General features: G+C 68.0%; 12 protein-coding genes. 3 read left to right on the top strand and 9 right to left on the bottom strand.

The features are described from left to right. Positions 1–226: 226 nt before the first annotated feature. From urtE to urtA, 5 genes are read right to left on the bottom strand one after another with little or no spacing between them, the layout of a single operon-like run. Positions 227–919, bottom strand: a complete 693-nt coding sequence (gene urtE, locus ACWDTP_RS11420) for an urea ABC transporter ATP-binding subunit UrtE (RefSeq protein WP_450019614.1) — start codon at positions 917–919, stop codon at positions 227–229. Continuing rightward, positions 919–1,713 (bottom strand): urea ABC transporter ATP-binding protein UrtD, encoded by a 795-nt coding sequence (gene urtD, locus ACWDTP_RS11425; RefSeq protein WP_450019616.1) that lies wholly within the window; start codon positions 1,711–1,713, stop codon positions 919–921. Before urtD ends, urtE begins: the two co-directional genes overlap by 1 nt. After that, positions 1,710–2,810, bottom strand: coding sequence for an urea ABC transporter permease subunit UrtC (gene urtC, locus ACWDTP_RS11430; RefSeq protein WP_450019618.1), 1,101 nt, complete (start codon positions 2,808–2,810; stop codon positions 1,710–1,712). The genes urtD and urtC overlap by 4 nt, the downstream gene beginning before the upstream one ends. Next, entirely contained in the window at positions 2,807–3,691 is an 885-nt protein-coding gene (gene urtB / locus ACWDTP_RS11435; protein WP_450019620.1) for an urea ABC transporter permease subunit UrtB, read from the bottom strand. The genes urtC and urtB overlap by 4 nt, the downstream gene beginning before the upstream one ends. Positions 3,692–3,704: 13 nt before the next feature. After that, entirely contained in the window at positions 3,705–4,973 is a 1,269-nt protein-coding gene (gene urtA, locus ACWDTP_RS11440) for an urea ABC transporter substrate-binding protein (RefSeq protein WP_450019622.1), read from the bottom strand. A 245-nt stretch (positions 4,974–5,218) separates the two neighbouring features. Here urtA and ACWDTP_RS11445 point away from each other — a divergent pair, with 245 nt between their 5' ends. Continuing rightward, positions 5,219–5,650, top strand: coding sequence for a hypothetical protein (locus ACWDTP_RS11445; protein ID WP_450019693.1), 432 nt, complete (start codon positions 5,219–5,221; stop codon positions 5,648–5,650). Positions 5,651–5,665: 15 nt separating this feature from the next. On the opposite strand, the gene ACWDTP_RS11450 is transcribed toward ACWDTP_RS11445, so the two are convergent. After that, positions 5,666–7,081, bottom strand: coding sequence for a hypothetical protein (locus ACWDTP_RS11450; protein ID WP_450019624.1), 1,416 nt, complete (start codon positions 7,079–7,081; stop codon positions 5,666–5,668). A 55-nt stretch (positions 7,082–7,136) separates the two neighbouring features. Here ACWDTP_RS11450 and ACWDTP_RS11455 point away from each other — a divergent pair, with 55 nt between their 5' ends. Next, complete coding sequence (locus tag ACWDTP_RS11455; RefSeq protein WP_450019626.1) at positions 7,137–8,240, top strand: hypothetical protein; 1,104 nt, start codon at positions 7,137–7,139, stop codon at positions 8,238–8,240. 141 nt (positions 8,241–8,381) lie between these two features. Here the strand turns inward: ACWDTP_RS11455 and ACWDTP_RS11460 are convergent, their stop codons facing one another. Genes ACWDTP_RS11460 through ACWDTP_RS11470 form a run of 3 tightly spaced genes read right to left on the bottom strand, consistent with a single transcriptional unit; the run spans position 8,382 to position 12,316 of the window. Then, positions 8,382–9,995 carry a FumA C-terminus/TtdB family hydratase beta subunit gene (locus ACWDTP_RS11460; RefSeq protein WP_450019694.1) on the bottom strand — a complete coding sequence of 538 codons (1,614 nt, stop codon included), beginning with the start codon at positions 9,993–9,995 and terminating at the stop codon, positions 8,382–8,384. Between the two features lie 13 nt (positions 9,996–10,008). Further along, entirely contained in the window at positions 10,009–11,355 is a 1,347-nt protein-coding gene (locus ACWDTP_RS11465; protein ID WP_450019628.1) for an amidase, read from the bottom strand. Positions 11,356–11,404: 49 nt separating this feature from the next. Beyond that, positions 11,405–12,316: a nitrilase family protein gene (locus ACWDTP_RS11470; RefSeq protein ID WP_450019629.1), complete on the bottom strand. Its 912-nt coding sequence runs from the start codon at positions 12,314–12,316 to the stop codon at positions 11,405–11,407. Positions 12,317–12,471: 155 nt separating this feature from the next. On the opposite strand from ACWDTP_RS11470, the gene ACWDTP_RS11475 reads away from it, so the two are divergent. After that, positions 12,472–13,506 (top strand): LacI family DNA-binding transcriptional regulator, encoded by a 1,035-nt coding sequence (locus ACWDTP_RS11475; RefSeq protein ID WP_450019631.1) that lies wholly within the window; start codon positions 12,472–12,474, stop codon positions 13,504–13,506. The last annotated feature ends 7 nt before the right edge of the window (positions 13,507–13,513 follow it).

Here is a 13,513-nt window from a genome sequence, read left to right on the forward strand (position 1 = left end):
TAGAGTAATACAAGATGGACGCCCACGGCCGGGGCGGCCGCCCGCCCTCCAGCGCGCCGCGGTCCCAACACCGATGAGGTGCTGACCGAGGCCGGGTTCTCCGCTGCGGAGATCGCGTCGCTGCGGGACAGCCAGGCGATCTGATGTGCACCGCGAGCGACCGCAAAGTGCCGGGGTTTCACGGCGTGTCGGCGGACAAACACGGTCGCTCGCAATGCAAAAGGGATCAGATGGCCATGGCGGCGCGGACGTCGGCCTCCGAGGCGGAACCGCCGGCACCGGTTGCGGTGATCCGGCCCGATTCCAGGATGTAGTAGCGCTGCGCGGACTCCAGCGCGAACCCGATGTGCTGCTCGACAAGCAGCACACCCAGGTCACCGCGCCGGGTCAGGGCGGTGATGGCCGCCTCGATCTCGGCCACCACCGACGGCTGGATGCCCTCGGTCGGCTCGTCGAGGATCAGCGCCCTCGGGCCGGTGATGAGCGCGCGGGCGATCGCCAGCTGCTGACGCTGCCCGCCCGAGAGCAGACCGGCCCGCCGCGTCAGCAGTTCCCGCAGCGCCGGGAACAGGTCGAGCTGCTCGTCGATCAGCGCTTTGCCGTTGCGCCGGCCGTCGGCGACCACCTGCAGATTCTCGGCCGTGGTCAGCTGACCGAACGACTGCTGGCCCTGCGGCACGTAGGCCAGCCCGCGAGCCACCCTGGCGCTGGGCCGCAGCCCGGTGATGTCCTCGCCGTCGAAAAGCACCTTCCCGCCGGTGCATTTGAGCAGTCCGACCGCCGCTCGCAGCAGCGTGGTCTTACCGGCGCCGTTGTGCCCCATCACCGCGGCGACCCCGTCGGACGGCACCTCGATTCCCGCGCCGTGGATCACCTCGGAGCGGCCGTAACCGGTACGGACGTCGATGAGTTCGAGCATCAGCAGACTCCTTCGGCACCGGCGGCCGCGGTGCCCAGATAGACCTCTTGCACCCTCGGATCGGCCTGCACCTCGGCCACCGAGCCCTCGGCGATCACCCGGCCCCTGGCCAGCACCGTCACCGAGGTGGCGAATGCCCGCATGAAGTCCATATCGTGCTCGACGACCACGACGGTGCGGGCTCCGCCGATGCGGCGCAACAGGTTTCCGGTCTCCTCGCGTTCCTCGTGGCTCATCCCGGCCACCGGTTCGTCGAGCAGCAGCACATCGGCGTTCTGCACCAGCAGCATGCCGATCTCCAGCCACTGCTTCTGGCCGTGGGCCAGCACGCCTGCCGGTTTGTCGGCCAGCGCGGTCAGGCCGACGGTTTCCAGGGCCTCTTCGATCGACGGCAGGATGCCCCGCCTGCGCCGGAGCAGTGTCCAGGGTGAGCGGCCCGCGCCCGCGGCGATGTCGAGGTTCTGCAGCACGGTGAGCTGTTCGAAGACGCTGGCGGTCTGGAAGGTGCGCCCCACGCCGTGTCGGGCGATCCGATGCACCTTCCTGCCGAGCAGTTCGACACCGGACTTGTTCACCGAACCCGTCGCGGGCACCAGCCCGGTGATGGCATCGATCACCGTCGTCTTACCGGCCCCGTTCGGGCCGATGAGGAAACGCAGGTCACCCTGGAACAACGTCAGGTCGACATCGTCGACGGCTTTGAAACCGTCGAAATCCACAGTGAGACCTCGGACTTCGAGATACTCCGTGCCCATCCCGGCGTTCCCGCCGGGAACGGGGTCGCGGTCTGTCATGTGCTGGCTCCCACCTTGGCTTCGGGTTCGTTCGCCATCTCCTCCTGCGCCGGGGCCCCGGCCTTCCGCCGCCGCGCGAACAGCACCCCGAGACCGGCGAGGCCGGCCGGGAAGAATCCGACGACGACGATGAACAGCAGACCCTGCGCATAGGTCCACTCGGACGGAAAGCGTTCGGAGAACAGGGTTTGTGCCCAGGCGACGCCGATCGCGCCGAGCACCGGCCCCAGCAGGGTGGTGCGGCCGCCGATGGCCACCCCGATCAGGAAGGCGATCGACGGCACGATGCCCACCTGAGACGGCGCGATGAATCCGACGATCGGGGCGAACAGGGCGCCGGCGATGCCGGCGAACAGCGCCGCCAAGGTGTAGGCCACCACCTTGATGTTGGCCGGGTCGTAGCCCAGGAACCGGACGCGTTCCTCGCCGTCGCGGACCGCGACCAGCAACTCGCCGTAGCGGCTGTACATCAGCTGGCGCACGACGGCCACGATGATCAGCAGCGTGGCGGCCGCGATGAAATACAGCATCCGCTTGTTGACCGGATCGTTGAGGTTGAATCCGAAGAATGTGCGGAAGTTGGTCAGACCGTTGCTGCCGCCGACGCTGGTCTGGCCGACCAGCAGGACAGCCAGGGCCGCGGCCAGCGCCTGCGACAGGATTGCGAAATAGGCACCCTTGACCCGTCGTTTGAACACGCCGAACCCCAGCAGTGCGGCGATCCCGGCCGGAATCACCAGGATGGCCAGCAGGGTGAAGGTGGGGGAGGCGAACGGCGCCCAGTAGCCGGGCAGCTCGCGCACCCCCTGGATCTGCATGAAGTCGGGCACGGCGTGGTGACGGATCTGAGCGTCGGCGATCTTGAGGTGCATACCCATCATGTAGCCGCCGAGCCCGAAGAACACGCCCTGGCCCAGCACCAGCATTCCGCCTCGGCCCCATGCCAATCCGATGCCCACGGCCACGATCGCGAAGCACAGGAACTTGCCCAGCAGGCTGAGCCGGAAATCCGAGAGCACTGCGGGCGCGACCCCGAAGAGCAACACCGCAGCGACGCCGAACCCGGCCCAGCTCTGCCAGCGTCCAAGGACGGTCATACGAGACTCCTTGTCCGAACCGTGAACAGGCCCTGCGGGCGCACCTGCAGGAAGATGACGATCAGCACGAACACGATGACCTTGGCCAGCGACGCCGTGGTGCTGTACTCGATGAACGAGTTCAGGAAGCCCAGCGCCAGGGCCGCGATGACGGTGCCCTTGATCTGCCCCAGGCCGCCGATGACGACCACCAGGAATGCGTCGATCAGGAAGCTCTGCCCGATGGTCGGGCTGGTGGACCCGATCAGGGTCAGCGCCACCCCGGCCACCGAGGCCAGACCCGAGCCGATGAAGAACGTGGTGATGTCGGTCCTGCGGGAGGAGATTCCGCTGGTTTCGGCCAGATCCCGGTTGGCCACCACGGCCCGGATCCGCCGGCCCATCGGGGTGGTCTTGAGCACCGTGGCCAGGACCGCGACGCACAGGATCGCCAGGACCAGGATGAAGATCCGGGTCTTGGGGACGACGGCGCCGAGGATCTCGACGCCGCCGGACAGCCACGCCGGGGCCACCACGTTGACCGCGGGGGCGCCGAAGACGTCGCGGGCGATCTGCTGCAGGATCAGGCCGACCCCGAACGTCACCAGCAGGGTGTCCAGCGGCCGGTCGTACATCCGCTGGATCAGGGTGATTTCGAGCAGCGCGCCCATCGCGCCGCCGACCACGAACCCCACCACCAGCGAGATCAGCAGGGAGGCACCGGCGCTGGTGATGATCTGTTGCACCACATAGGCGGTGTAGCAGCCGGCCATGATGAACTCGCCGTGCGCCATGTTGATCACGCCCATCTGACCGAAGGTCAGCGACAGGCCGAGTGCGGCCAGCAACAGGATCGAGCCGAGGCTCAATCCCGTTGCCAGCTGCCCGATGAGGATGTCCACGCCGTGTCCCGGGTCAGCCGGACAGCCCGGAAGCCCACCGGTAGGACTTCAGGTACGGATCCGGCTCGATCGGTCCCTTCGACTCCCAGATGGTGTAGATCAGGCCGTCGGGATGGATCTCACCGATGCGGGCGGTCTTGGTGATGTGGTGGTTGTCGCCGTCGATGGTCACCGTGCCCTCGGGGGCCTCGAAGCTCACCCCGTCGGCGTTGTCCTGAATCGCCTTGACGTCGAACGACTTAGCCTTCTCGACGGTGTTCTTCCACAGGTACACCGACGCGTAGGCGGCTTCCATCGGGTCCGAGGTCGGCTTCTTGGGATCCTTGACGAAGTCCTGATAGGCCTTGACGAACGCCTTGTTGACCGGGGTGTCGATGGTTTCGTAGTAGTTCCATGCGGTGAGCTGACCGGCGACGTTCTGCACGCCGATACCGCCGACCTCTTCCTCGGCGATGGACACCGAGACCACCGGCATCTCCTGCGGCGTCAGACCCACATTCTTGTATTCGCGGAAGAACGCCACGTTGGAGTCGCCGTTGAGGGTGTTGAACACCGCGTCGGCGTTCGCGGCGCGCACCTTGTTGACGATGGTGGAGAAGTCGGTGGATCCGAGCGGCGTGTAATCCTCGCCCTTGATCTCGATGCCGTTGTCGTTGGCGTAGGCCTTGATGATGCGGTTGGCGGTCTGCGGGAACACGTAGTCGCTGCCCACCAGGTACAGGGATTTGACGCCCTTCTCCTTCAGGTAGTCGAGCGCGGGCACGATCTGCTGATTGGTGGTGGCCCCGGTGTAGAAGATGTTCTTGCTGGACTCCAGGCCCTCGTACTGCACCGGGTAGTACAGCAACGAGTTGGCGCTCTCGAAGACCGGCAGCATCGCCTTGCGGCTCGACGAGGTCCATCCGCCGAACACCGCCGCGACGCAGTCGGCACTGATCAGCTTCTCGGCCTTCTCGGCGAAGACCGTGGGCTCCGACGCGCCGTCCTCGCCGATGAGCTCGATCTGCTTGCCCAGCACACCGCCCTCGGCGTTGATCTCCCCGACGGCGAGTTTGATGGCGTCGCGGACCGTGACCTCGGAGATGGCCATGGTGCCCGACAGCGAGTTCAGCGAGCCCACCTTGATCGAGGGACCCGCCGTGTCCACGCAGGATTGAGCATTTGCTGTTTCGGTATCGCTTGCCCGGCTTCCGCATCCGGTCAGCAGCAACCCGGCCACCGCGATCACGCTTGTGGTGGCCAACGCCGATCTGCGGAACGTGGCCCGCCGTGAAACTCGCATGAACAGCCCTTCCCTTTAATTGCAGCGCTTTTCGACCGATGTCGGTAGGCAGCGGCGCAAGAGGTTAAAGACACTGTGCTGGTGTCGAATCGGGACGTTAGAGGGCCGGTGTTACTGCGAAATGTCTATGTGTGACGAACAAATTAACCTCAAGCTAGACCGAGTTGGTTTGCCGTTGGAATGGTGCGGCGTCACGTGTTAGTCGCAGCTGTAACAGGGCGGTAGCCTGCCTCGATATGACGAACATGCGAAACGTGACAACCAAGGTCGGTGCGGCGCTCGTGGTGGCGGCCGCGGGGATGGCGGTCTCCAACGCAACGTCGTCGGCCGAGCCGGCGCCTGCGGCAGGAGGCCATCAGGTCCGCTACACGCTCACGACCGGGGCGCCCTACGACTTCGACCTCTACTACCTCGACGCCCAGCCGGAGAGCATGGAGGCCTACAACGCCGATGCGTACCGCTACCTGAAGAAGGCCGAAGTCAACGTGGCGCCCGAGGCGCCGTGGGTTTTCGAGGCCACCCTGCAGGACCCGCAGTGGGCCATCTTCACCGTATCCAGCACCACGCACGGCGGCCGGGGCGCGCCGAACGCGCACTGTGAGATCGCGGTCGATGGCCAGGTGGTTGTGCAGAACGACCATCCGTACAGCCCGCGGTGCCAGCTCGGGCGTTGGTGAGCTGAACCCGCCACGCTATCCGGCGAGATATTCGCCGGATAGCGAGTAGACCGCGGCTCCGCCGTGGGCGTCGTTGTAGTCCACCTCGATCACCACCTCGTCCTCCCGGTCACCACCCTCGCTGCCCCATTCGCCGATGGTGATGTCGGCCTTGCCGCGATCGACCGGGTCGACGTCGTAGCGGCGCATCGCATCGTCACGCGCGGCGGAAAGGACATCGGCCGAGACGTCGGCGAACCGGAAACGGGAGAACTCGCCTTCCCCGATCAGATCGTCGGCGCTGGCGAACCTGCCGGCGTGGGCCCTGGTCCGGTAGTACGGGACGCCCCGGTAGAAGTCGAGGGTGAAGTCGTGGTCGGCGGAGAGATCGACCTCCTTGATCACCGCGGCATCGGTGGCTATCCCTCTGGCGGCCAAGGCGGCCTCGACCTGGTGGAGGCCGGCCGCGACGTCGTCCTGTGGCCACCACGCTGCGATGGTGCCGTCCATTTTTCCGTCCATCGGGATGCTCGGGTCGCCGAACCTGCCTTCGGCCAGGACCGGACGCTCGACGCCGAAAATGTCGTCGGTTTTGCGCTCGATCTCCAATCGGGAGGCCTCCCGATGGTCAGGGGGCAGCATCGTGGCCGCCCCGGCCAGGAAATCCCGCGCGGAGAACTCCTGCAGGTCGGCGATGGTGAACGTGTCCCGGCTGCGCGACGGGGTTGTCGTCTCGCTGGTTTCCCAGCCGTCGGCGTCGCCGGCGTACACCCGCATCCGGTCGGCGCCGAGGTACACCTCGACGTCCACGTCGGTGTCGGTGACATCGAGGCTGAGGAGCGCGTTCTGCGCTTCGGGTGATTCGGCCCGCAGGTGGGCGATGGCCTCGTCGTACCACTGCCACAGCGGCCGCGCGTCGGGATCGGCGGCGGCGACCTCGGGGACCGCCGCCGACACACTGCTGGTGAGCGGGTTGAGGTCCCAGACATGGCTCGGCGGCACCAGCATGGTCGCCCACATCGCGGCCACGGCGGTCAGTGCCGCCGGGGCGCGGGTCCGCATCGTCCGGTGCTCGGTGACCGCCGCGTCGCCCGGCGTGCCGAGCGCATCGACGGGCAATTCGCCCCGCCCGTCGCCCACGATGTGGGCGACCTGGGCGGGGGCGAGGTTGGCGTGGGTGTGAAACCGGAACGGTGCGTCGCCGTCGGGACGGGCTTCGCCGGCGACGATGGTCGATCGCGGTGCGGACCGGTCGATCAGGTCGACCGTCACGGGTACGAGTTCCCCGGTGGGGCCGGGCGCGGGCGAGCGGATGAGTGCGCCGGCGACGATCCCGATGCCGATCGCCCCGAGCGCCACGGCGAGCAGGAGGAACCAGCCGCCGGAGTAGGCGCCGATGGCGATTCCGCTGCCGACGCACACGCCGCCCACGACTGAGCGGACCTCGGGCATGGACCAACCATACGCAGCAACCACTGGTCAATGGCAGCGCGGTAGGGTATGCGGCGTGCCGCCCGACCAGGATCTGGCGCTGGTCGCCCGCGCCGAGTATCCCGACGCCGCGGTCCGCATTCGTCGAACCGTCTGCACCGCGCTGCTGCTCGGGTCGGTGCCGTTGCTGCTCATTCTGGTGGCCGCCGGGGTCGCACCGCAGCTGGTGTTGTTCCTGGTCGGTGGCCTGGTCACCGGCTCGTTCACGGTGGGCTTCGTCGGACCGCGGGCCGGGCGGCGGACGGCCGTGCGATTGGGGCTGGTCGACGGGCAGATCCTGATCGGCACCGAGGGAACCGAGGACACCGTCCGGCCGCTGGCTGACCTCACCGACGTCGTGTTGTCCGCCGGACCGTCCGAGGACACCCGCATCTCACCGGGCGGCGAGGACCTCCGGGTCGAGGGCCTGCGCTGGGTGCACCTGACCTTCACCGACGGCGTGGGCTACCGGGTCGCGGTGGTGGAGACCGATCCGGTCGGGGCCGAGATCCTGCGGCGCCTGGAACGCGCGGTCCCGGCGAAGCCAAAGGCGGAGCCGGTCGGGCGGCCCGAGCCCGAGCCCCGGGTTTCGGCTTCCCCGGCGGCCGATGTCCGGTTGTGGGAGGCCGCCCGCGCCGTCCACCGCCGGGTGTTGTCCGAATACGGCGCCTACGAACTCGACCCCGCGCTCTACCTTCGCTACCCCGGAGTCACCGATATCACGCGCGATCCGGTGATGGACTTCCACACGGCGCTGGAGGAGGCGCAGGCGTTGGCGACCGACACCTATCCGGGCGACGGCGCCTATGCCGGCCGCTACCGCAAGGCTGCCGATGTGCTGCGCCGTCAGTGGGCCCGGTGCGAGCGCGAGGGCAAGGCCACCGGCACCAGCTATCTGGTCGAGGCCGACCGCGCCGACCTCGACACCGCCGCCAAGCTCTACAACCATGCTCAGGCCACCGACCAGGCCGGGGAGAAGACGTCCTACCTGCGCAAGGTGCAGCAGATCGTCGTCGATCTCGACGGCAGGGGCCGGGTGCACCTGCCCCGGCCGGTCGTCGCCGCGATCGAATCCCAGGTGCGTCTGGCCCTCGAACCGGGCAGCCGCGCGGGTGATCCCACGGGTTGGGACGGGCCTTGACTACAGGTATCGAACGGGTGTTCGATACCTGTATGCGTTTCGGACGGTTCCGCTGCCGGCCCGATCCGCATTGACTGGGCGAATTGCCCACGGCGGGCGCCGGTGCCGTACCCGAAACCGCGGCATCGGCGCACCCGCGCACTATCCGATCGTCAGTAGCGTGCGGTTGTCGCGATGGTAGAAGTCGTTGCCCTTGTCGTCGATCACGATGAACGCCGGAAAGTCCTCGACGCGGATTTTCAGCACCGCCTCCATGCCGAGTTCGCCGTATTCGAGCGTCTCGACCGAGGTGATGCAATCGGAGGCCAGCCGGGCCGCGGGTCCACCGATCGAACCCAGATAGAACCCGCCGTGCGATCGGCAGGACCGCCGCACGGACTCCGACCGGTTGCCCTTGGCGAGCGTCACCAACGCCCCACCGGCGGCCTGGAACTGCTCGATGTAGGAATCCATTCGCCCGGCGGTCGTCGGCCCGAACGATCCGGAGATGTAGCCCTCGGGTGTCTTCGCCGGTCCGGCGTAGTACACCGGATAGCGGCGCAGGTAGTCGGGCAGCGGTTCCCCGGCGTCGAGCCGGTCGCGGATCTTGGCGTGGGCCAGATCCCGTGCCACCACCATCGTCCCGGTCAACGACACCCGGGTGCCGACCGGATGGGCCGACAATTGAGCTCGGGTATGGGCCAGGGATTCGCCGAGGTCGATCCGTACGGCGGGCTCGATGTGGTCGGATTCGTCGGCGACGTCGGGCAGGAATCGCGCCGGATCGGTCTCGAGCTGCTCGAGGTATACGCCATCGCGGGTGATCTTGCCGAGGATATGACGGTCGGCTGCGCACGACACCGCCACCGCGATGGGAAGCGAGCCGCCGTGCCGCGGCAACCGAACCACCCGCACGTCGTGGCAGAAGTGCTTGCCGCCGAACTGCGCACCGATTCCGAGTCGCTGTGTGGCGGTGAGGATCTGCTGCTCGAAGTCGCGATCGCGGAACCCGTGTCCGGTGACCGAGCCGGAGGTGGGGAGCGTGTCGAGATGATGGGCGGAGGCGAGTTTCGCGGTCCTGAGGGCGAATTCGGCGCTGGTGCCTCCGACCACGACGGCAAGATGATAGGGCGGGCAGGCCGAGGTGCCGATCTCGGCAGCCCTGGCGACGACGAAATCCAGCAGTCGGGCCGGGTTGAGCAGTGCCGGTGTCTGCTGGAACAGGAAGCTCTTGTTGGCGCTGCCGCAGCCTTTCGCGATGAACAGGAAGCGGTAGCTGTCGTCGTTCTCGGCGAGGATCTCGATCTGGGCGGGCAGGTTCGTCCCGGTGTTGCGCTCGTCGAACATCGACAGCGGTGCCAGCTGTGAGTAACGCAGGTTCAGCGTCGAGTAAGCGCGGGCGATACCCCGCGAAAGGTGCTCGGCGTCGCGCCCGTCGGTGAGGACATGCCGGCCGCGCCACGCGTGCACGATGGCCGTTCCGGTGTCCTGACACATGGGCAGCACACCGCCCGCGGCCACGTTGGCGTTGCGCAGCAACTCGGTGGCGACATAGCGGTCGTTCGCCGACGATTCCGGGTCGTCGAGGATCGCCGCGACCTGACGGAGGTGGCTGGTGCGCAACAGATGTGACACATCGCGGTAGGCCTCGAAGGCCAACCGCTCGAGGGCGTCGGGAGAGACGTCGAGAAATTCGCGGCCCGCGGCTCGTACGGTGTGCACCGGGCCTGCCTCGACCCCGCGGTAGTCGGTGCTGTCGGGCCCGCTGGGCAGCAGGGGGGGTAGGCGGTCACGACCGTTCGATCCGCCGGGCCAGGTCGAAGATCAGGTGTTCGTTGCCCGGCGTGGTGATCAACTGCAGGCCGACGGGCAGCTGCGAGACCGTGCCGGCCGGGACGCTCAGGGCCGGATGTCCGGTGAGGTTCCACGGACAGGTCAGGGACAGCAGTGCCGACCGCACCTCGACGGATCGGCCGTCGATGTCGTGGGCCCGCTGGTCGATCCGGGTCGCCACGGTCGGAACGGCAGGCATCGCGAGCACGTCGAACCGGCCGAACAGGTCGGCGGCCGCGGCGCGCAGCCCGTCCCGCCGGCGCTCGGCGTGTACGTATTGCCATGCCGCGGTGTCGCGCCCGCTGCGGAGTCGCTCGAGCACCTCGGCGTCGATGCTCTGCTCGTGGCCGGCCACATCCTCGATGTGCTCGGAATAGGCCTGGCTGGATTGCAGCACGCTCAGCATCGAGAACACCTCACCCGCGGGCAACGGGAGCCCCGCGGTGGGCTCGACGCCGATGCCCGCCCGCGCGAGCGCGTCGCGCACGGTGGCGACGATCGCCGGATCGCACGGCCCGATGCCGGTCGGGTCGATCCACCCGACGTGGACCGGGCCGTCTCCTCGGCTCGGCGAGTGACCCGACAGGGCGGCGTAGGCGTCCGCCACCCCGGATGTGGTGCTGGCGAACACGCCGACATGATCGAGTGATGCCGCCAGCGGGCGGACGCCCAGGGTGGAGACGGCGCCGTAGGCGGGCTTGAATCCGACCACGCCGCACAGCGCGGCGGGCACCCGCACCGAGCCCGCGGTGTCGGTCCCGACGGCCAGCGGCACCATGCCCGCCGCCGTCGCCACGGCGCTACCACCACTTGACCCGCCACTGATCCTGCTGGTATCCCAAGGGTTTCGGGAGGCTCCGTGGGCCGACCGGTCACCGGTCGCGCCGTAGGCGAACTCGTGCAGAACGTTCTTGCCGACGATCACCGCTCCGGCGGTGCGCAGCCTGCGGACGCATTCGGCGTCGCTTTCGGCCCGGTGTGGCCCGACCAGCGATCCCGACGTGGTGATCTGGCCGGCGACATCGATGAGGTCCTTGACCGAAACCGGAATGCCGTGCAGCACACCACGGTCACCTCCACGGGCCAGTTCCCGGTCGGCATCGCGGGCGGCGGCCAATGCCCCTTGCGGGTCGACGGCGGTGAACGCGTTGAGCATCGGGTCGAGCCGGGCGATCGCGGCGAGGCTGTGCTCGACGAGTTCCACGCTCGTCGTCCGCCCGGCGCGCAGATCCTCGGCGAGGGAACGGATGTCGCGGTCACGGAAATACCCACCGCGCACCGCGGTGTCGGTCATATCGGTCATATCAGAATCCTGGGAAGAGTTGCAGCGGCGGGATGGTCATGTCGCGGCCCTACCGGGGGAGCGCCGGGCCACCGCGGTACCCGAGGAGCTGGTCATAGAGGTCGGTGCGCCGGTCCCGGTGCAGATCGTTGAACTGATTCCAGATCGGTGCGCCGCGCGAGGCCGTGATGTCGATATCGGCGTAGAGGATGGTGTCCTCGTCCGAGCCGGCGATCCGGTCGATCGGCCACCCGTTGGTCCCGGCGATCAGCGAGTTGCCCATGAAGCCCGAGGCCCGTTCGGTGCCGATGCGATCGGCGGTCGCGATGAAGACGTTGTTGACGTGCGCGGCCGTCATGGTCAGATACGCGGCCATGCAGGTGCCGCTCGCGTCGTAGAGCGGCGGTGGGGTCCACACCCAGCCGGTCGGGATGCAGATGATGTCGGCACCCTGCTGGGCGACGATCCGCGCGGTCTCCGGGAACCAGATGTCCCAGCAGACCAGTAGCCCGATCCGGCCGATCCTGGTGTGGAACACCGGGTAGCCCAGATCGCCGGGGGAGAAGAACAGCTTCTCCTCGTTCCACAGGTGGGTCTTGCGGTACTTGCCGACGTAGCCGTCGGGTCCGATCAGGACCGCGGTGTCGAAGAGTTCGGCGCCGTCGAGCTCGGGCAGGCAGCCGACGATGTACACGTCGTGCGCCGCGGCGAAGTCGATCCAGCCGGCGACGGTCGCCCCGGACGGTACGGCCTCGGCGTGCGCATAAGCCTCCTCGCGGGATTCGAAGGTGTAGCCGGTGGTCGCCAGCTCGGGCAGCACGATGAGGTTGGCGCCGTCGGCTACCGCCGCGGTGAGGCGTTCGTACACCGCCTCGGAGTTCGCCTTGAGGTTCTCGACTCCCACCTGGGGGTTGAACTGCACGACGGCCACCCGCGCCGGGCTGTACCGGTGAGTGGCAGATGAGGCGTTCTGATCGGGCATGACGCGTCCTTTTCCGAGGGTTGGCGAGGGTGATGCGGATCTTCCGACACGTCCGGCTCCATTGCCCGAACGTTCGGGCCGAACGTTCGGGCTATACTGCTCCCAGTTCGGTGCAGCTGTCAAGAGCCGGCGGTCCAGCAAACAGAAGGATTCAGGTGGGGAAGTCGAAACAGGCGACGTTGCAGTCGATCGCCGACGATCTCGGCTTGCACGTTTCGACCGTCGCGCGGGTGCTCAACGGTATGCGCGAAGGTGAACGCGCCGCATCTGGCGCCACCGCGGAGCGCATCCGCCAACGGGCGGCGGAGGTGAACTACCGGCAGAACCCGCACGCGGCCAGCCTGCGGACCAGGCGCACCAACCTGATCGGCGTGCTGGTTCCCCGGCTGAGCGACGTCGTCCTGGCCACGGTGTACGAGGGCATCGAGTCCGCCGCAGCGGAGCGGGGCCTGACGGCGTTCGTGGCGAACACCCAGGACGAGGTGGCGGATCAGCGTGGGCGGATCGAGATGATGCTGGACCGCCGGGTCGACGGGCTGATCCTGGGCGATGCGCGGTCCGACGACCACACGGTGCTCGAGGAACTGAGCCGGCGCGAGGTGCCGTTCGTCCTGGTGAACCGAAGCGTCGCCGACTATCCCGCGGCCACCTGTGACAACTATCTCGGCGGCCGGCTGGCGGCCGAGCATCTCCTCGGGCTGGGGCATCGCCGGGTGGGGATCATCGGGGGACTCGCCCACGCGAGCACCGGAATCGACCGGCCCGCAGGCTTTGTCGACCGATTCCGGGAGGCCGGCATCGAGGTGCCCGCTGACAACATCGTGTTCACCGGGCTGGACAGCCGCGGCGGCCATGACGCCGCGGACCGGATGCTCGACGCGCCGTCACCGCCGACGGCGCTGTTCGCGGTGAACGACTTCGCCGCGATCGGCGCCGCCGGCTCGATCCGCGATCATGGGTTTCGGGTCGGCGAGGACGTATCGCTGGTCGGCTTCAACAACATCGCCCTGACCTCGGAGATGCACGTGCCGCTGACCTCGATCGAATCGCACGCCTTCGATATGGGCCGCGACGCGGTTGAGCTGTTGGCCGGTGTGCTCTCCGGTGCGTCGCCAGGGCAGCGGCGGACCGAGCCGGTGCTGGTGGTGCGGGCGTCGACGCGTGAGGCCTCGCTGTCACGACTGGCGTGACGCCGCG

The sequence above is a fragment of the Mycobacterium sp. NPDC003449 genome (assembly GCF_053588415.1).